Genomic DNA, 18,309 nt, shown 5'->3' with positions numbered 1-18,309 from the left:
CACGTGAGGAGCACCGCCATGCCTGCACCGCACCGACAGCACGTTCCACAGGGTCGGGAGCCCCGTCCCCGCGGCCCACGAAGTCTGCGGCGGCGCCTGCGCCGGGTCGCCGGCCTCGGCCTCGCCGGGGCCCTGACCCTGGCCGCCGGCGGCTGCGGCACCGTCGTCGCCGACGACACCGTCGCCCTGGACTACTGGCTCTGGGACGCCAACCAGCTGCTGCCCTATACGAAATGCATCGAGGAGTTCGAGGAGCGCAATCCGGACATCTCGGTGCGGATCAGCCAGTACGGCTTCGACGACTATTGGATGAAGCTCACCGCCGGCTTCGTCGCCGGCACCGCCCCGGATGTCTTCACGGACCATCTGAGCCGCTACCCGGAGTACGTCAATCGCGGGCTGCTGCACGACCTCGAGGACTTCGAGGCCACCGCCGCAGTGGACCCCGACGAGTTCCAGGAGGGGCTGGCGGACCTCTGGGTCGGCCAGGACGGCGGTCGCTACGGGATGCCCAAGGACTTCGACGCCATCGGGATGTTCTACAACGAGGAGATGATCGCCGACGCGGGACTGAGTTCCTCGGACCTGCAGGGGCTCTCCTGGAATCCCGAGGACGGCGGATCCTTCGAGGATCTGGTCGCGCATCTGACCATCGACGAGGACGGCGTCCGTGGCGACGAGAAGGGCTTCGACCCGAACAACGTGGCCGTCTACGGGATGGCCTCGGGCGGATCGGGAGGCACGGCGGGTCAGGCGACCTGGTCCTGGGTGGCCGGCTCCACAGGCTGGCGGTTCACCGACGCCGACGTCTGGGGCGCGGAGTACAACTTCGACGATCCGCGGCTGCACGAGGCCCTGGACTGGTACTTCTCACTGGTCGACAAGGGGTACATGGCCCCCTATGAGGAGGTCGGCTCGGACGCCAACGTCCAGCAGCAGCTGGGCTCCGGGCGGGCGGCCCTGGCTCCGGACGGCTCCTGGATGACGAACTCCTACGTCAGCCTCTCCGGCGTCGACGTCGGCATCGCCAAGCTGCCCGCCGGGCCGGTCGGGCACCCGGTGTCGATGTACAACGGACTCGCCGACTCGATCAGCGCTCAGACGGAGCATCCTGAGGAGTCTGCGCGGCTGGTGGCCTTCCTGGGCTCGGCGACGTGTCAGAACATCGTCGCCGACGCCGGCGTCGTGCTGCCGGCCCGGCCGGAGAGCACCCAGCGAGCGATCGAGGCGTTCCGGGAGAACGGCGTGGACGTCTCGGCGTTCACCGATCTGGTCGAGAACGGCCACACCATGTTCTATCCGGTGACGGAGTCCTACGGATCCGTCGATTCGTTGATGACCCCGGTCCTCGACGAGATCTACATCGGCGACCGCGACCCGGAGTCGCTGACGCGGATGAACAAGAAGGTCAACGACCTGCTGCCTGGCTGAGCCGCCCGTCGACGGCGTCCGCTCACCGGTGATGACTCGGTGGAACGCGTGGGAACACGTCTGCTTTCCGGGTCTCCTGTCGTTTGTGTGGGTGACAGGACCGCCGGACGGGGCCGAGATACAGAGATGGCACGTCGTTCTCGAGCGGTAGATTTCTTGACGACCAAGTACAAGAGATCCCCGCGAAGGAGGAGAACGACGTGCCGACCTCCAGGGTATGGGCCCGGCTGCTCGCAGTCGAGAAGACCGTGGTCGAATCCGCCGACTACGACCCCGAGAAACGAGCCTTCGTCGCTGATGTCCGTCCCGCCGCCGGACAGTCGAACAGGTGCCCGATCTGTCACCGACGCTGTCCCGGCTATGACTCCGGGGCCCGGCTGCGGTACTGGCGCGGTCTGGACTTCGGCACCACTGCGGTCTATCTGCGCGCGGTCCCGGTGCGGATCCGCTGCCGGTTTCACGGGATCCTCACCGCCGCTGTGCCCTGGGCCAGACACCAGAGCCGGCATACCATCGAGTTCGAACGCCAGGTCGCCTGGCTGGTCACTCAGTGCTCGAAGACTGCGATCACCGAGTTGATGCGGATCTCGTGGCGCACTGTCGGAGCGATCCTGACTCGTGAGCATGCCGCGCTGCAGGCCGGCCGGGATCGGCTGGCCGGGCTGCGGAGGATCGGCATCGACGAGGTCTCGTTCAAGCGCGGCCAGCACTATCTGACCGTGGTCGTCGATCACGACACCGGCCAGCTGGTCTGGGCCGCCGAGGGCCGGGACAAGGCCACTGTGCGGGCCTTCTTCACCGAGCTGGGAGCCCGTCGATGCGCACAGCTGACCCATATCAGCGCCGATGGTGCCGCCTGGATCGCCCGGGTAGTCACCGAGTGCTGCCCGCAGGCGGTCTTCTGCGCCGATCCCTTCCACGTGGTCCAGTGGACCAACGAGGCGCTGAACGAAGTCCGCCGCAGCGCCTGGCGCGATGCCCGCCGGCAAGCCGCCAAAGAGCCCAAGCGCAGCCGCGGGCGCCCGCCCAAAGACGCCCCGCCTCGGCCCGCCAGCGCTCTGGCCAGAGGACTCAAGGGCGCACGATTCGCGCTGGCGAAGAACCCGCAGAACCTCACCGAGAAGCAGGCGATGAAGCTGGAATGGGTCACCAAGACCGATCCCAGGTTGTATCGGGCCTATCTGCTCAAAGAGCGGCTGCGACTGATCTTCACCCTGCCCGATGCTGCTGCCGCCGAGGTCGAGCTGGATGCCTGGATCCAATGGGCTCGCAGGTGCCGGATCCCGGCATTCGTGAAGCTGCAGCGCACCATCACCGAGCACAAGCGACGGATCCTGGCGGCTATCGAGCATGGGCTCTCGAACGGGCCGGTGGAATCAGTCAACGCCAAGATCCGGGTGATCACCCGCATGGCCTATGGGTTCCACTCATCGAGGCCGCTGATCGCTCTGGCGATGCTGCAGCTCTCCGGGATGAAACCCCGACTGCCCGGCCGATAGACCCACACAAACGACAGGAGACCCTGCTTTCCCACGCTTTCCACGGAGTCATCGCCGGCGAGGCGGGGACGGGGAGGGCTCAGTCCTGCTGCAGCGTGGCCGCCAGGGCGAGCAGCTGCTCCTCGCCGCCGCGGCGGCCGATCAGCTGCACCGACCAGCTCATCCCGTCGACGTCGGCGTGGACCGGCACGTTGATCGCCGGCAGGCCCATCACGTTCACCACGGAGGACCACGGAGTGAAGCGGCACTGCTGCACGTAGTCCTCGGCCGGGTCGAGGCCGGCGAACCAGCCGACCTCCGGCGGGCGCATCCCCAGCATCGGGGTCATCAGCACGTCCCAGGGCCCGAGCAGCGCCTCGGCGTCGTCGGCGAGCCGCTGCATCGCCGTCACCGAGCGCGCCGTCTGTTCGGCCGGCCGCTCGGCGGCCAGCTCGAGGAAGTGGCGGGTCAGCGGGCGCAGGCGCTCGCGGGCCTCGTCGCCCAGCTCGAGGCCGGCCAGCCGGGAGGTCCACAGCGTGCGGAAGTCCTCGTGATACCCGGACGGCCAGAAGCGGCCGGCTCCGGTGTCGTGCGCCGTTCCCTGCACGGCGTGGCCGCGACCGGACAGCCCGGCGACGCCGGCCTCCAGCGCGCGGATCGCCTCCTCCTCGGGGAGGATGTCCAGCTCCGGGCTGAACGGGGACTCGGTCACCACGCCGACCTGCAGCGGCGCGAGCCCCTCGGTCAGCGCCCGGCGGACCGCGCGCATCGCCGGGCCCTCGGCCAGGGCGACGGCGGCGCCGTCGTCGTCCGTCCTGCGGCGACGCCCGCGGAGCCTCCGGCGCCGTCTGCGCCCGCCGGCCTCGCCGACGGTCGGGGCGGTGAACCGGGCGCCGGCCATCACGTCGAAGAGCAGCGCGGCGTCCTCGGCGGTGCGGGCGATCGGTCCCGAGACCGCCAGGTTCGTCACCCGATCCTCCTGCGGATCGTCGGGCATCCGGCCGCGTCCGGGCTTCAGCCCCACCAGCCCGCAGGCCGCCGCGGGGATGCGCACCGAGCCGCCGCCGTCGTTGCCCGGGGCCATCGGCAGGATCCCGGCGGCCACCGCCGCGGCTCCGCCGCCGGTCGAGCCGCCCGAGGTCCGCGCCGGGTCCAGCGGATTCCGCGAGGGCGCGGCGAGGTCGTTCTCCGAGTAGCAGGGCAGGCCGAACTCCGGGACCTGGGTCTTGCCGATGCTCACCGTCCCGGCCCGGTGCACCCGCCGGGCGAGGTCGGCGTCGCGGGGTGGGACGGCGGCGTCCAGCGCGGCGGTGCCCAGCGTGGTGGGCATGCCGGCGACGTCGACCAGGTCCTTGAACGCCGTGGGCAGGCCCAGCAACGGGTCGCGGGCCGAGAGATCGGCGAGCCGCGAGGCCCGCGAGGCGGCCGGCACGCGGTCGAGGACGGCCGCGCGCACCTGATCCAGCTCGGCGGCGCGGGTCAGCGCCAGATCGGCGTCGACGTGGAGGAAGGCTCCGAGCGAGGAGCTCACCGCCTGGGCGGTCAGCGCCGAGGTGGTCAGCTCGACGGCGCTGACGTCGCCGGTCAGGAACGCCTCCCGCCACTCCGCGGCCGTGGCGGCGCGGAAGTCCGTCAGCTCGGTGTCGGTGGTCGAGGCCGGAGTCGCGTCGGTCGGATGATCAGCGGTGCCGTGGCGGCCGGTGGTGCTCATGGCCCTCACCCTATGCATCAGGGCCCCGGCTGGGGAGGTCCGGGCCGTCGTCGGCGCCGCGCCCGGCCCGACGCGGCGGGGTCCGGCGCGATAGTCTCGGAACCATCGACGGAGCGTGCGCCCCGGTGCCTGGCCCGCGGCGCGTGCGCCCGGAGAGCCCGCCACGACGTGCCACGACCCGCCACGACCCGCCACGACCCGCACCACCTGAGGAGGCCGAGATGTCGGACTTCGAGACCGTCCGCGCCGCCGACGTCCCCGACGGCGCCGCCCTGTTGGACGTCCGCGAGGACTACGAGTACGCCGCCGGCCACGCGCCGGGCGCGCTGCACATCCCGGTCGGCCAGATCCCCGAGCGCTTCGCCGAGGAGCTCGACCCCGACGAGGACACCTACGTCGTCTGCCGCACCGGCGGCCGCGCGGTGAAGATCGCCGAGTGGCTGACCGCCCAGGGCTATGCCGCGGTCTTCGTCGGCGACGGCATGGGCGGCTGGCTGGAGGCCGGCCGACCGCTGGAGGCCGACACCGGCGAGGAGCCGGCGGTCCTGTGAGCGCGACGAGCCGCTACAGCTTCCTCGGCCCGGCCGGGACCTTCACCGAGGCCGCGCTGCTGCAGATCCTCGACGGCGACGAGACCGCCGAGCGGGTGCCGACGACCTCGGTGCCCTCCGCGCTGGCGCTGGTCGACGACGGCGAGGTCGACGCGGCCATGGTGCCGATCGAGAACTCCGTCGAGGGCGGGGTCACCGCCACGCTCGACGCCGTCTCGGTCGCCCACCAGCTGCACATCGTCGCCGAGGCGCTGGTGCCGATCACCTTCGTCGTCGCCACCCGCGAGCCGATGCCGCTGAGCCGGATCGCCACGATCACCACCCACTCGCACGCCTGGGCCCAGGTGCGTCGCTGGGCCGACGCCACCGTGCCCGAGGCCGAGTTCATCCCCGCGGCCTCCACCGCCGCCGGCGCCCGGGGACTGCTGGGCGAGGAGCCGGCGGCCGACGCGGCGATCTGCTCGCCGCTGGTCGCCGAGCAGCTGGGCCTGCACGTGGCCGCCGCCGGCGTCGAGGACGTCGAGGGAGCGGTCACCCGCTTCGTGCTGGTCCGTCGGCCCGGACCGGTCCCCGAGCCCACCGGCGCGGACAAGACCACCATCATGATCCCGCTGCCCGAGGACCGCGCCGGCGCGCTGCTGGAGCTGCTCGAGCACTTCGCCACCCGCGGGGTGAACCTCTGCCGCATCGAATCGCGGCCCACCGGCAACGGGCTGGGGGAGTACTTCTTCTCCATCGACCTGGAGGGCCACATCCGCGAGGAGCGGGTGGCCGACGCGCTGGCCGGGGTGCACCGCATCTCGCCGAAGATCCGCTTCCTGGGGTCCTACCCGCGCGCCGACGGCAAGCCGCAGCAGGTCACCGCCGACGTCGGCGACGCCGCGTTCTCCGCCGCACGCACCTGGATCGATGCGCTGCGCCGGGGCTGACGAGCCCGGCTGAGGTCGCATGTCGTAGGGCTGTGAGAAGTCGCGGCGCTATAGTCCGACGACATCTCACAGCCCTACGACGACTGGCCCGGCGCCCGGCCCGGCGCCCGACTCTCGTCGATCTCGATCGCCTCGTCCGGCGTCGTCCCGGCCGCATGCCCGCTGTCGCGCCGCGGCGGCACGGCGGTGATCTGCGAGGTGTTCCCGCGCTCGGGCTCCCAGTCGTCGGCCGGGTCCGCCGTCGTCGGGCTCCAGCCGGTCCAGCCGGAGGTGGCCACGCCGTGGACCCGCAGCGAGGCCGGCCGGATGCTCGCCTCGACGCCGACGACGTCGCCGACCGGGTCGCCGTCGATCTGGAACGGCATCGGCTCGGTCATGCTCAGCCGGCCGGTGTGGGACTGACGGACCGTCATCACCGGGATGTCGGCCGAGGAGCGGGTGACGGTCTTGGCGACGATCTTCGCCCAGTCCAGCGCATGCCGCGGGGAGAACAGGGCGGTGTCGAAGACGCCGTCGTCGAACTGCGCGCTGGGCACCAGCACCATGCCCGCCTGCAGCATGCCGCAGTTGGCCAGCAGCACTGAGCGCACCTTGTGGGTGTGCGGCGGCTGGTCGTCCAGGGCCACGGTGAGCGTGCGACGTCGCCCGGTGACGTGGCGCATGCCGGCCTCGCCGTAGGCGAGCCAGCCGGCGCGGGCCTTCAGCGCGTCGCGGGTGTCGCTCATGACCTCGGCGTCCAGGCCGCCGCCGGCGATGACCAGCGAGCTGTGGCGGGCCTGCGTGCCGTCGGGGTGCTCGAGCATCAGCTCCAGAGTGTCCACGCGGTGCGGCCGGCCGTGCAGCGCCTGGTCCACGCAGGCCTCGAGGTCGTGGTGGGGCAGGCCGATGTTGCGCGCGAAGAGGTTTCCGGTGCCCATCGGCACCACGCCCAGGGCGGCCTCGGTGCCGGTCAGATGGGCGGCGACGGCGCGGACGGTGCCGTCCCCTCCGGCGGCGATGACCACCCGGGCGCCGGCGTCGAGGGCCTCGCGGGCCATCGCGCCGCCGGGGTCCTCGGGCGTGGTGGGCAGCACCAGCGGCTCCCCGAGGCTCGACCGCGAGCAGGCCGAATGCACCAGGCGGGCGACGGCGTCGGCCTCCGGCTTGGAGGCGTTGATCACCAGGGCGACCGCCGGCCGGCCGTCGACCTCGTGGGAGGTCTCGGCGGCCCGGTCGCGGGCGCGGCGGAGCTCGAGGATCTCCTCGTGCAGCCGGCGCGTCGTGATCTGCGCGCGGACGAGCACGATCACGGCGATGACGTGAACGGCGGCGGAGGCGACGAGCAGCCAGAGGAGCAGATCGGGATCCATCAGCGTCGAGTCTACTGTGAAAGCTTGCGCGCACCTGGGTGCGGGCGCCCGGCGGGCCGCCGGAGGCCGGCGTCGGCCCGGCGCTGATCCTGCGCTGGTCCTGCCCTGGTCCGGCGCGAGCCCGGCGCGAGCTTCGCGCCGGGAGCGTGCCGGGTGCATTGCCGATAGTCTGGTGGGGTGATCGACACCAAGGACCTCATCGAGCATCCCGAGAAGTACCGGGCCAGCCAGCGGGCGCGGCAGGAGGACGAGTCGCTCGTCGACCTCGTGATCTCCGCCCAGCAGACCCGCAACGAGGCGATCGCCCGGTTCGAGTCGCTGCGCGCCGAGCAGAAGGCCTTCGGCAAGCAGGTCGCGCAGGCCTCCGGCGAGGAGAAGGACCGGCTGCTGGCCGAGGTCAAGGACCTCTCCCAGCGGGTCAAGACCGCCGAGGCGGCCTCGAACGAGGCCGAGGAGACCTTCCGGACGCTGCAGCGGCGCGTGCCGAACCCGATCCACGACGGGGTGCCGCCCGGCGGCGAGGACGACTTCGACGTGCTGCGCACCGAAGGGGCCCCGCGCGACTTCGCCGCCGAGGGCTTCACCCCGAAGGACCATCTGGAGCTGGCCGAGTCGCTGGGCGCGGTGGACATGGAGCGCGGCGCGAAGACCTCCGGCGCGCGCTTCTACTTCCTGCAGGGCGTCGGCGCGCGACTGGAGCTGGCGATGATGCAGATGGGCATGGACCAGGCGCTCGCCGCCGGATTCACCCCGATGATCACCCCGACGCTGGTGCGTCCGGAGACGATGCAGGGCACCGGTTTCGACGTCGAGCACGACGACGAGATCTACCGGCTCGAGCGCGACGATCTCTACCTGACCGGCACTTCCGAGGTGGCGATCGCCGGTTACCACGCCGACGAGATCCTCGACCTCGCGGACGGCCCGAGCCGGATCGCCGGCTGGTCGACCTGCTACCGGCGCGAGGCCGGCTCGCACGGCAAGGACACCCGCGGGATCCTGCGGGTGCACCAGTTCAACAAGCTGGAGATGTTCGTCTACTGCTCCGCGGAGGACTCGACGGCCGAGCACGAGCGGCTGCTGGCCTGGGAGGAGCAGATGCTGGCGAAGATGGAGCTGCCCTACCGGGTGGTCGACATCGCCGCCGGCGACCTCGGCATGAGCGCTGCCCGCAAGTTCGACTGCGAGGGCTGGGTCCCGAGTCAGGAGACCTACCGCGAGCTGACCTCGACTTCGGACTGCACCACCTTCCAGGCCCGGCGGCTGAACATCCGTGAGCGGCGCACCGCCGACGACGGCGCCAAGGCCGGCACGCGCCCGGTCGCCACGCTCAACGGCACGCTGGCCACCACCCGTTGGCTGGTCGCGATCCTGGAGAACCATCAGCAGGCCGACGGCTCGGTCCGCGTGCCCGAGGCGCTGCGCCCGTACCTGGGCGGCCAGGAGGTCCTCGAGCCGATCCGCTGAGGACGTCTCGCCGACACCGGCCCCGTCGCTGACGCCCCGCCCCGGACTCCGGCGCGGGGCGTCGTCGTGTCGCGGCCCGTGCGCCGGCGCCTGGTCCCGCCGGCGCCTGGGGACGGCAAGTGCCCGGTTCCCACCGGCGCCTGGTTCCCGCCGGCGCTGAGTGGTCACTTCTGACGACGGATCCCGCGAGTGAATCGATTCACCGACGGGATATGCCGTCACAAGTGACCACTCAGTGCGCAGGAGGCGTGAACATTTGTGCCTTGACGTTCGTGCTGGACGGGGTCAGCATGGTGGCAGAGACCATATCGAGCAAGGAGATGCAACGATGAGCACTCAGCAGCTGCGCCTGATCGTCGGCGGCGACGACGCCGGCTTCTCGTACAAGGAAGCCCTGAAGAAGGACTTCGAGGCCGATGACCGGGTGGCCTCGGTCGTCGACGTCGGCGTCGCCGAGGGCGACTCGACGGCCTACCCGAACGTCGCCGTCGCCGCGGCGGAGAAGGTCGCCGCCGGCGAGGCCGACCGCGCCCTGCTGGTCTGCGGCACCGGCCTGGGCGTGGCGATCTCGGCCAACAAGGTCGACGGCATCCGGGCGGTCACCGCCCACGATCCCTTCTCCGTGGAGCGCTCGGTGAAGTCGAACAACGCCCAGGTGCTGTGCTTCGGCGAGCGGGTGGTCGGCCTCGAGCTGGCCCGGATGCTCGCCGCCCAGTGGCTGGACCACACCTTCGACCCGGAGAGCGCCTCGGCCGCCAAGGTCGCCGCCATCGAGAGCTACGAGCAGACCGGCAGCTGCTGAGTCCAGCTGCTGAGTCCAGCTGCGGAGGGACGAACGAAGGGATCGGTGACGGTTCCTCCGCAGTGCTGCGTCCCGAGGGACCTGCCCGATGCTCTCGCCGGGGGCTCCTGGAGAATCAGTGATGTTCGTCAGCTGGTGGCGCGGATGTTCTCCACGTAGTCCTCGATATTTTCTAGGGCAGCGGCGTCGTGCGGTCCCCACTCCGGCCGCGGCGTGTCCGGACCGCGGTACTTCTCGTCACCGTAGTGCCGCTGGTACTCGTCCAGCTTCACCTCCAGCTCGCCGCGGATCTCGGCATATTCCGGATCATCGGCGACGTTGCGCATCTCATCGGGATCCTGTCGGAGGTCATAGAGCTCCCATTCCGATTCGAAGAGCCGTTCCGACGCCCCGGGGACCCCGAGCCCGGCACCGTAGTAATGGATCAGCTTGAACTCGCGAGTGCGGATGCCATAGTGCGCCGGAGCAGCATGGATCGGATCATCATGCTCCCAATAGCGGTAATAGGCCGCGTCGGGCCAGTCCTCGACCTCCTCGCCGCGCAGCAGCGGCCGGAAGCTGCGGCCCTGATTGGTCGGCAGCGCCTGATCGACGTCGACGCCGCAGACATCCAGGAACGTCGCGGCGAAATCGACATTGGTGATGATCCCCTCGCAGCGGGTCCCGGCCTCGATCTCGGCGGGCCAGCGCATCAGCATCGGCATCTGCAGCGACGGGTCCAGCATCAGTCGCTTGTCGAACCACCCGTGGTCACCCAGGAAGAAGCCCTGGTCGGAGGTGTAGACGACCAGGGTGTTCTCGGACAGTCCCTTCTCGTCCAGATGGTCGAGCAGCCGGCCGACATTGTCATCGATGGACTGGATGCACTGCAGATAATCCCGCATGTAGATCTGGTACTTCCAGCTCATCCGCGCCCGACGATTCTCCGGCCCGCGCAGATGCTCAGGCACCTCGGTCTTGAGATCATCGGCTCCCATGTCGTCGGCGATCGACATGTGCACCCCCTGCACCGCCCGACTGCGGCTCGCGTGATCGTCGAAGAAGGTCTCCGGCTCGGGGATGGAACCGTCGTCGTAGAGATGCTGATGCTTCTCATCGGGAACCCACGGCCGGTGCGGGGCCTTGTGATGGACCAGCATGCAGAACGGCTCATCGTCCTGACGCTCGTCCAGCCAGTCGATGGCCATGTCGGTGACGATGTCGGTCGCGTACCCCTCGACCACCCGGGAGCCGTCCTCGTCGATCATCTCCGGATCGATGTAGTCGCCCTGCCCCGGGAAGACCTTCCAGTCGTCGAAGCTGCGCGGCGCCGAGACCCCTTCCTCGCCGAGATGCCACTTGCCGAAGAGCGAGGTGCTGTATCCGTTCTCCTTCAGCACGTCGATGAAGGTCGGCACGCGGTAGTCCATCTGCGTCCAGATCGAGGAGACGCCGTTGACGTGGCTGTAGGTGCCGGTCAGGATCGACGCGCGCGAGGGGCTGCAGATCGCGTTGGTGCAGTAGACCGCATCCAGTCGGGCGCCCTCCGTCGCCATCCGGTCCAGATGCGGGGTGTGATTGACTCTGCTGCCATAGGCCGAGATGGCGTGAGCGGCATGGTCGTCGGACATGACGAAGATGATGTTCGTGCGGGTCATCCGTCCTCCAGGAAGTCGTCGTCTCGGGGCCAGGAGGCTGCTCGGGCCGTCGGCGACATGTACCAGGTGACTCGTCGGCTGTGTTGTGATCGGGGCGGCCCCGGGCCGCCCGCCGGGAAGCGTCGGACTACCAGCGGCGGCTTCCCAGAGTGCGCTCCAGGAACGCATTGTTGAATTTGCCCTCAGGGTCCAGAGATTCCACCAGTGTGCGGAAGTCGCCCAGCCGTGGGTACTGCCGCTGCACCGTCGCGCCGTCGTGGGTGAACCACTTGCCCCAATGAGGGCGGGGATCGTACGGCTCGAGCGCCGCCTCGACGATCGGCAGGACCTCTCGCACCTGCTCCGGCTCGTTCCTCCATGTCATATGGATGGCCAGGGAATCCCTCCCGTGTGCTGGACTCAGCCATTGCTCATCACCTGCGACCGTGCGGAGTTCCGAGACCTGCACGAGGGGGGCGAAGGCGGGTGAGACTTCACGGAGAGATCGGAGCGCGTCGGGGCCGAATCGGCGCGGGACGAAGTACTCGGTCTGGATCTCGTCGCCGCGGCTCGGGTCCGCGTCCGGGCGGAAATGGGGCAGTCGCGACCACCAGGGGCCGGGCACGCCACCCTGCGTCGTCTGGTTGGCATTCTGGCCCTCGGCGAGCTCGCCGCGTTCGGTGCGTGCCCATCGAGCCCCGAATCGGGCCGGGTCGAGCGTGGCGTCCCACGCGTCGCAGCGTGATTTGAGCCAGACTTTCCCGGCTGTCTCCGAATGGGACCAGTCCGGCATGACCGAGACGCTGTATGCGGAGGCCATGATGGCGTCCAGGTTCTCGATCAGGGAGGGCCAGGGAAGGTCGAACCAGACATCCTGACGCATGTCGAAGGTCGGCACGAGGTCGAGAGTCACCGTGGTGGCGACTCCGAGGGCGCCGAGTGACAGCACTCGGCCTCCGAAGTCGGTGTGGCCTTCGCGCGTCCACCGATGCATCTCTCCGTCGGCCGTGACCACGTCCACAGCCGATACCGCGGCCGAGAGATTGCGATGGGCGTCTCCCGATCCGTGGGTGCCGGTCGCGGTCGCTCCGGCCACTGAGATGTGGGGCAGGGACCCCATGTTCTGCAGGGCCCAATGCGTGTGGGAGAGGTGCTCGGCGAGGCGCCCATAGGTGGTGCCGCCTGAGACGGTCACAGTCGCGGCGGAGTCGTCGACGTCGACGCGTTCAGGCAGGTCGTGGACTGTCACCAGTTTCCCCTCGGTGTCAGCCACGTCATTGAACGAATGACGCGATCCGAGAGCCCGGATGCGCGAGGACGAGGCGATGGTCTCCTGGAGCTCCTCTGCGGTGCGCGGAGCGCAGAGCTCCCTGGCGGCGAACGTGTGCGACCGGGACCACGTGGTGCCGACGTCGGACGTGCGTGCCGGCTGGTCGGCCTTCGTCGGGTCGGGTGTCCTCATGGGGACTGCACCTCCTGGTCCGCCGCGGTGCCCTGGGCATCGTCGGCGACGCGCTCCGAGGAGTCGGACGTCGTCTCGGCGAGCTCCTTGTGGAAGGTCTCGCCCGCCCGCCAGATGCACAGCGCGCTCAGCGCACAGGCGGCGAACAGATATGCGCCCGCCGGCCACCAAGATCCGGCGGCCGCTGTCAGGAACACCACGATCATGGGTGTCGGTCCCCCTCCGAGCAGTGCGGAGCCCTGATAGACGATGCCGAGTCCGGTGTAGCGCATCCTCGTCTGGAACAGTTCGGCGAACAGAGCGCTCTGGATGCCGAACATCAGGCCAGTGCCGAAGGCGTGCACGACGATGATCATCGCCCATGTTCCGGCGGTGCTGCCGGTCGAAAGCACGGGGAAGTACAGCATGCCTCCACCGGTGGCGCAGATGGCCAGGCCGGTCAGATAGACGGGGCGGCGACCGATCCGGTCTGAAATCCGGCCCGCGGCGGGGAGCACGACGAGTTGCACGGCCGAGGAGATGACGAAGCCGGTCAGGATGGCATCGCTGCTCATGCCCATGGTGCTGGTCACCCAGGAGACGGCGAAGACGTTGACCACGTTGAACGTCACGGCGTCGGCCATGCGCGCTCCGATGCCGATCAGCACCATCTTCGGCTGTTCGCGCAGCAGGGAGATCAAGGGCGCAGACTTGGCACGCGTCGTGTCCTTCTGGAAAGCCGCAGTCTCCGGGAGGTTCTTGCGGATGTAGAAGCCGAGCAGCAGCAGCGGTCCACTCACCAGGAAGGGGATGCGCCAACCCCAGGAGAGCAGGTCCTCCTCGGGGAGCTGCTCGACGAGGGCGAAGATTCCCGTGGAGGCGAGGAGGGCGGCCGGCGTGCCGAGCTGGTGGAAGCTGCCGGCCAGTCCCCGACCGTTCTTGGGCGCATTCTCGAGCGCCAGCAGCGACCCGCCGCCGTACTCGCCGCCGATGCCCACGCCCTGCACCACGCGGAGGATGATGAGTGCGACGGCGCCGAGGCTTCCGGCGACCGCATGCGACGGGAGCAGTCCCATGAGGAACGTTCCGCCGCCGATCAGGAACACCGTCACCAGCAGCACCGGCTTGCGTCCGACGCGATCGCCGAAGTGTCCGAACAGGATCGCTCCCACGGGGCGTGCCAGGAAGGCCACCGCGAAGGTGCCGAACGATTGCATGAGTGCGACTGTGGGCGGCGCCTCGGGGAAGAAGACCTGGGGGAACACGAGGGCGGCGGCGGTGCCGAAGACCCAGAAGTCATACCACTCCAGGAATGCCCCGGCGAAGGCGGCGAATGTGGCGCGACGGGACGTCAGCGTCGCGGGGGCCGGAGTGCCGGCTGCAGAGTGTGAGGACATCATCGTCGACCTACTTTCGTCTCGGGCTCGTCGTCGGCTTGGACGAGCCGCCGGTCCGTGGGGCCAGCTCCAAGAACGTTAGATAGGACACATTTTTCAGTCAACACAGCGACAGAAAAACCTCAGTGTGTTCGATCTCGCCGTCCTCACGATGGCCCTGCCCTCATGCGCGGGGAGGCATTCGCGAGGCGATGGACTTTCGTCGTGTCTGCAACGATGCTCGTCGTTCATTCTGACGGGCCCTTGTCGAAAAAATGTGATGTGCCTAGCATGACGGCATGTCCACTGCCCAAGAAGGTCCCAGGCTTGTCAGGTGGCGGCACGAGGAGCAGGTTCTTTCAGCACTGCGAAGCCGCGGTGCGATGCGGCGTGCCGAGCTGGCCTCTGCGGTGGGCCTTTCGCGGACGACGCTCTCGGAGATCGTGACCGACCTGATCCATCGCGGCGCTGTGCGGATCGTCGACACAGATGCCGTCGACCGGCGCGGGTCCGGGCGTCCTGCGGAGCTTCTCTCGCTGGATCCGCGTGCCGGACAGTTCCTCGGCATCGACCTGGCTCATGCGGCTGTGCACGTGGCGATCATCGACGCCAGCCACGAGGTCATCGCCGAGCGTCAGCGGCCGATCGCCTCGGACGCTCCCTGGCGCGATCGGATCGCGACGGCGCTGAGGATCATCGACGACATCGAGGCTGAGGGCACACGTTTCGACGCGCTCCAAGGAGTGGGTGTCGGCCTGCCCGGGTCGCACTCCTCGGCGTGGAGCATCGACCATCCCCGCGCTCGTCGGAACTCGGACGAGGCTCGTGAAGCCGTGCGTCGTGAGATCGAGCGACGGTTCGGCCTGACTCCGATGCTCGACGTCAACACGCGCCTCGCCGCGCTCGCCCAGGCGGTGCACAGTGGAGAGCCGGAGAAGGAGCTCATCTACCTGCGGGTGGCTGACGGAATCGGGGGAGGTGTCGTCGTCGGCGGGCGCCTCATCCACGGGGCGGCCGGACTGGCCGGCGAATTCGGCCACGTGACGGTGCGCCGCGACGGACGGCGATGTCGTTGCGGAAAGCGTGGCTGCCTCGAGACTGTGGCGTCGGTCCCGGCCGTTCTCGAGTCGTGCCGTGAGCGCGGTCTGGACCTGGCCGGACCGGAGGACCTCGGCCGCGCAGCCGACTGTGCTGACCCAGTCCTCGAGGAGGTCCTCCGCGAATCCGGCACGGCCGTAGGACACGTGCTGGCGACCACCGTCCTCGCGCTCAACCCCACAGACATCGTGGTCGGGGGCGTGCTGCCCCGCATCGCTCCGGTGTTCCTCGACCAGGTCTCGTCGACCATCACCTTCGAGGTACACCCCATCGACGGCGCGCGCCCCCGGGTGCGCTCCTCCGAGGTGACGGACTCCGGCGGTGCCATGGGAGCCATCGTGGCGCTCCTGCATCGCACGTCGCTTCTCGCCGACTATCCGGGAGGGCTCGACGGGCCCTCCTCTCCCACTCGTGAAGGAGATCATCATGTCCGATGACCAGCGCAGCAACATTCTGTTCCTGATGACCGACCAGCACCGTGCCGACACGCTCGGCGCCTACGGCAATCCGCACGGCACGACTCCTGTGCTCGATGAGCTGGCCCGCTCGGGAACGCGGTTCGATCGCTGGTACACGCCGACCGCGATCTGCACGCCGGCGAGGGCGAGCCTGCTCACTGGCCAGGCGCCGTTCCGCCATCAGGTGCTCGCCAATCGAGAGCGCAATGTGGGATACATCGAGGACCTGGCCGAGGGCACCTTCACGTTCGTCGATGCCCTGCGTGACTCCGGGTACAACACGGGGCTGGTGGGCAAATGGCACGCTGGGGCGCGTCGGGAGGCCGGTGACTACGGTCTCGACGGACCTGAGCTGCCCGGCTCGGCGTGGCATAATCCGGTAGAGGCCGAAGACTACCTGCGCTACCTCGAGGACAACGGTCTCCCGCCGTACGCGATCAGCGATCGGATCCGCGGTACGCTGCCCAACGGCGGGCCCGGCAATCTGCTGGCGGCCCGTCTGCACCAGCCCCTCGAGGCGACGTTCGAGCACTACCTCGCCACCCGGACCATCGAGCTGATCGATCGGTACGCGGACGAGCTGCGGTCGGGCTCCCGGCCGTTCTTCCTCCAGCTGAACTTCTTCGGCCCGCACCTGCCCTATGTGCTGCCCGAGGAGTACTTCGACCTGATCGATCCTGAGGATGTCGAGCTGCCGGGCTCGATCGTCGAGACCTTCGAGGGGAAGCCGCCGGTCCAGAAGAACTACAGCGCCCATTGGACCTTCGACACCATGCCGATCGAGACGACGCGCAAGCTGATCGCCGTGTACCAGGGCTATGTCGCCATGATCGACCACGAGATCGGCCGCGTCGTCGAGGCGCTGGATCGTCGCGGGCTCACCGACTCCACGGCGGTGTTCTTCAGCAGCGACCATGGCGAGTTCACTGGGGCACATCGTCTGCACGACAAGGGGCCGGCCATGTACGAGGACATCTATCGCACTGCTGGACTCCTGCGCGTCCCCAGCGGCGTCGCCGGGCAGGTGCGCGAGGAGTTCGTCAGCCTGCTCGACTGCACGGCGACTATCCTGGATCTCGCCGGGATCGATTCCTCACCGGCGGTGGACTCGCGCAGTCTCGTGCCGCTCGCGCGTGGAGACGAAGCGTCCGACTGGGCCCCCGACATCGTCTGCGAGTTCCACGGGCATCACTTCCCCTATCCGCAGCGTATGCTGCGGACTGAGCGCTACAAGCTCGTGGTCAACCCTGAGTCCACCCACGAGCTGTATGACCTCGATCGTGATCCGGACGAGCTGCACAATGTCCATGGTCTGCCAGAGATGGACGGGGTGCGACGCGAGCTCACGGCCCGGCTCTATCGACTGCTGAGGGATCGGGGCGACAACTTCTACCACTGGATGACGACGATGGACGACGTCGGCGAGGTCGACCACGACCCGACACAGTCGGGGTTGGACGAATCTTCCTACTCCGATCGCAACGGGCATGCTCAAGAGGCCGTCGCGCAGGGCAGCTCCGCGCGCGGGTGACCGACGCGCCGGCCGAGGCCTCGCGACGTCGGCCCTCGGCTACGGCGTGCGGTCGATCGCGCGGGCGGTGACCTCGTCGGTGATCAGCGTGGTGAACCACTGCGACTTCGCGGCGGTGATGATGCTGGGGGCCTTGTGCACGCCGACGGCGGCGGCGATGCGATGCGGCACCGCGCGCAGCGCCTCTCCCGGGATGCGCACCATCCGCTCGTGGCCGGGGAAGGTGACCTCGTCGCCGTTCTGGTCGAAGAAGGCCAGGCACACGTCGCCCACTGAGCGGGCCAGGTTCGGGTGGTCGCGGGGCACCGACCGGGCGATCGACTCGCGGGAGAGCGCCGGGGCGCCGACGCCGACCAGCGCGACCTTCGCGGTGCGCCAGTCCGCGACGATCTGCCGGTAGCCGGGGTCGTCCTGCAGCGCGGTCAGCAGCGCATGCGAGGGCATCGACGGGGCGAAGAGGTAGTGCGGATACCCGCCCGAGGTGGAGGAGAAGGCGCGGACGACCTCGTTGGTCTGATGCCAGGGGTCCGGCTCGGCCTGCCCGCCGACGGTGGGGGCGACGACGACGCCGGAGAAGGAGCCCAGTCGCTGCTGGGCCAGCGCGTAGGTGGTCTCGCCGGAGGCGATCAGCAGCACGTCGCCGGGGCCGAGGTGCGTGCCGGCCAACGCGTGCCGGGTCAGCGGCCCCAGCCCCATGCCGATGCGCTGGCGCTGGTCGCCGGAGGCGATGAGCACCTCATGCAGTCCCAATCGGGTGCGCAGCCGCTCCTGCAGATCGTCGACGCCGAAGGCCGACGGACGGTGCACGCGGATCTCGACGATCCCGCGCGTCCGAGCCTCGGAGAGCATCCGGCTGATGGAGGGGCGGGAGACCTGCAGCTGCGCGGCGACCTCGGCCTGCGTTGCGCCCTGCTCGTAGTAGAGCTGCGCGGCGCGGTAGAGCCGCTCGGTCTCGGCGGCCTCCGCGGACTCCGGGGCGTCGGCCGCAGGCCCCGAGGGGCTCGGGCCGGCGGTCGCGGCGGGGTCCTCAGGGGGCGAGGGCGCCTGGTCGTTCATCTCAGCCTCCATCGG

The 18,309-nt window shown here is 69.5% G+C and carries 14 protein-coding genes; 8 read left to right on the top strand and 6 right to left on the bottom strand.

From position 1 onward, the window contains the following. Positions 1–18: 18 nt before the first annotated feature. On the top strand, positions 19–1,431 hold the full coding sequence (locus ABD652_RS03730; RefSeq protein WP_344718317.1) for an ABC transporter substrate-binding protein: 1,413 nt from the start codon (positions 19–21) through the stop codon (positions 1,429–1,431). Between the two features lie 200 nt (positions 1,432–1,631). Then, positions 1,632–2,930, top strand: a complete 1,299-nt coding sequence (locus tag ABD652_RS03725; protein WP_344718315.1) for an ISL3 family transposase — start codon at positions 1,632–1,634, stop codon at positions 2,928–2,930. A 79-nt stretch (positions 2,931–3,009) separates the two neighbouring features. Here ABD652_RS03725 and ABD652_RS03720 read toward each other — a convergent pair whose 3' ends face one another. After that, positions 3,010–4,620 carry an amidase gene (locus ABD652_RS03720; RefSeq protein ID WP_344718313.1) on the bottom strand — a complete coding sequence of 537 codons (1,611 nt, stop codon included), beginning with the start codon at positions 4,618–4,620 and terminating at the stop codon, positions 3,010–3,012. A gap of 221 nt (positions 4,621–4,841) precedes the next feature. On the opposite strand from ABD652_RS03720, the gene ABD652_RS03715 reads away from it, so the two are divergent. Continuing rightward, positions 4,842–5,171 carry a rhodanese-like domain-containing protein gene (locus ABD652_RS03715; RefSeq protein ID WP_344718311.1) on the top strand — a complete coding sequence of 110 codons (330 nt, stop codon included), beginning with the start codon at positions 4,842–4,844 and terminating at the stop codon, positions 5,169–5,171. Further along, positions 5,168–6,100 (top strand): prephenate dehydratase, encoded by a 933-nt coding sequence (gene pheA / locus ABD652_RS03710; RefSeq protein WP_344718309.1) that lies wholly within the window; start codon positions 5,168–5,170, stop codon positions 6,098–6,100. Before ABD652_RS03715 ends, pheA begins: the two co-directional genes overlap by 4 nt. A 74-nt stretch (positions 6,101–6,174) precedes the next feature. Here the strand turns inward: pheA and ABD652_RS03705 are convergent, their stop codons facing one another. After that, positions 6,175–7,449 carry a diacylglycerol/lipid kinase family protein gene (locus ABD652_RS03705; protein WP_344718307.1) on the bottom strand — a complete coding sequence of 425 codons (1,275 nt, stop codon included), beginning with the start codon at positions 7,447–7,449 and terminating at the stop codon, positions 6,175–6,177. A gap of 177 nt (positions 7,450–7,626) precedes the next feature. Here ABD652_RS03705 and serS point away from each other — a divergent pair, with 177 nt between their 5' ends. Together serS and ABD652_RS03695 are read left to right on the top strand one after the other, a co-directional pair. Continuing rightward, complete coding sequence (gene serS, locus ABD652_RS03700; protein ID WP_344718305.1) at positions 7,627–8,916, top strand: serine--tRNA ligase; 1,290 nt, start codon at positions 7,627–7,629, stop codon at positions 8,914–8,916. Between the two features lie 328 nt (positions 8,917–9,244). Continuing rightward, entirely contained in the window at positions 9,245–9,718 is a 474-nt protein-coding gene (locus ABD652_RS03695; RefSeq protein ID WP_344718303.1) for a ribose-5-phosphate isomerase, read from the top strand. A gap of 128 nt (positions 9,719–9,846) precedes the next feature. On the opposite strand, the gene ABD652_RS03690 is transcribed toward ABD652_RS03695, so the two are convergent. The 3 genes from ABD652_RS03690 to ABD652_RS03680 form a co-directional block, all read right to left on the bottom strand. After that, positions 9,847–11,355: a sulfatase family protein gene (locus ABD652_RS03690; protein ID WP_344718301.1), complete on the bottom strand. Its 1,509-nt coding sequence runs from the start codon at positions 11,353–11,355 to the stop codon at positions 9,847–9,849. 127 nt (positions 11,356–11,482) lie between these two features. Beyond that, the gene (locus ABD652_RS03685) at positions 11,483–12,796 is read right to left on the bottom strand and encodes a D-arabinono-1,4-lactone oxidase (RefSeq protein ID WP_344719037.1); all 1,314 of its coding nucleotides are present in this window, start codon (positions 12,794–12,796) and stop codon (positions 11,483–11,485) included. Then, the gene (locus ABD652_RS03680; RefSeq protein ID WP_344718299.1) at positions 12,793–14,172 is read right to left on the bottom strand and encodes an MFS transporter; all 1,380 of its coding nucleotides are present in this window, start codon (positions 14,170–14,172) and stop codon (positions 12,793–12,795) included. Before ABD652_RS03680 ends, ABD652_RS03685 begins: the two co-directional genes overlap by 4 nt. Before the next feature lie 278 nt (positions 14,173–14,450). On the opposite strand from ABD652_RS03680, the gene ABD652_RS03675 reads away from it, so the two are divergent. After that, positions 14,451–15,686, top strand: a complete 1,236-nt coding sequence (locus ABD652_RS03675; protein WP_344718297.1) for an ROK family transcriptional regulator — start codon at positions 14,451–14,453, stop codon at positions 15,684–15,686. After that, positions 15,676–17,238: a sulfatase family protein gene (locus tag ABD652_RS03670; protein WP_344718295.1), complete on the top strand. Its 1,563-nt coding sequence runs from the start codon at positions 15,676–15,678 to the stop codon at positions 17,236–17,238. The genes ABD652_RS03675 and ABD652_RS03670 overlap by 11 nt, the downstream gene beginning before the upstream one ends. Before the next feature lie 39 nt (positions 17,239–17,277). Here ABD652_RS03670 and ABD652_RS03665 read toward each other — a convergent pair whose 3' ends face one another. Continuing rightward, positions 17,278–18,306, bottom strand: coding sequence for a sugar-binding transcriptional regulator (locus tag ABD652_RS03665; RefSeq protein WP_344718293.1), 1,029 nt, complete (start codon positions 18,304–18,306; stop codon positions 17,278–17,280). Positions 18,307–18,309 lie beyond the last annotated feature (3 nt).

The organism is Nesterenkonia halobia, from assembly GCF_039536005.1.
GTDB classification, from domain to species: Bacteria; Actinomycetota; Actinomycetes; order Actinomycetales; family Micrococcaceae; genus Nesterenkonia; species Nesterenkonia halobia.
Note: the sequence above shows the minus strand (reverse complement) of the source record. Positions and strands in the feature narration are given on the sequence as shown.

What these genes read in the sequence shown, in the direction of transcription:
- ABD652_RS03730 (WP_344718317.1), top strand. Translation starts at nt 19, where the DNA reads ATGCCTGCACCGCACCGACAGCACGTTCCACAGGGTCGGGAGCCCCGT.
- ABD652_RS03705 (WP_344718307.1), bottom strand. Translation starts at nt 7,449, where the DNA reads ATGGATCCCGATCTGCTCCTCTGGCTGCTCGTCGCCTCCGCCGCCGTT.
- ABD652_RS03715 (WP_344718311.1), top strand. Translation starts at nt 4,842, where the DNA reads ATGTCGGACTTCGAGACCGTCCGCGCCGCCGACGTCCCCGACGGCGCC.
- ABD652_RS03665 (WP_344718293.1), bottom strand. Translation starts at nt 18,306, where the DNA reads ATGGAGGCTGAGATGAACGACCAGGCGCCCTCGCCCCCTGAGGACCCC.
- ABD652_RS03720 (WP_344718313.1), bottom strand. Translation starts at nt 4,620, where the DNA reads ATGAGCACCACCGGCCGCCACGGCACCGCTGATCATCCGACCGACGCG.
- ABD652_RS03670 (WP_344718295.1), top strand. Translation starts at nt 15,676, where the DNA reads ATGTCCGATGACCAGCGCAGCAACATTCTGTTCCTGATGACCGACCAG.
- ABD652_RS03685 (WP_344719037.1), bottom strand. Translation starts at nt 12,796, where the DNA reads ATGAGGACACCCGACCCGACGAAGGCCGACCAGCCGGCACGCACGTCC.
- ABD652_RS03695 (WP_344718303.1), top strand. Translation starts at nt 9,245, where the DNA reads ATGAGCACTCAGCAGCTGCGCCTGATCGTCGGCGGCGACGACGCCGGC.
- ABD652_RS03690 (WP_344718301.1), bottom strand. Translation starts at nt 11,355, where the DNA reads ATGACCCGCACGAACATCATCTTCGTCATGTCCGACGACCATGCCGCT.
- ABD652_RS03675 (WP_344718297.1), top strand. Translation starts at nt 14,451, where the DNA reads ATGTCCACTGCCCAAGAAGGTCCCAGGCTTGTCAGGTGGCGGCACGAG.
- ABD652_RS03680 (WP_344718299.1), bottom strand. Translation starts at nt 14,172, where the DNA reads ATGTCCTCACACTCTGCAGCCGGCACTCCGGCCCCCGCGACGCTGACG.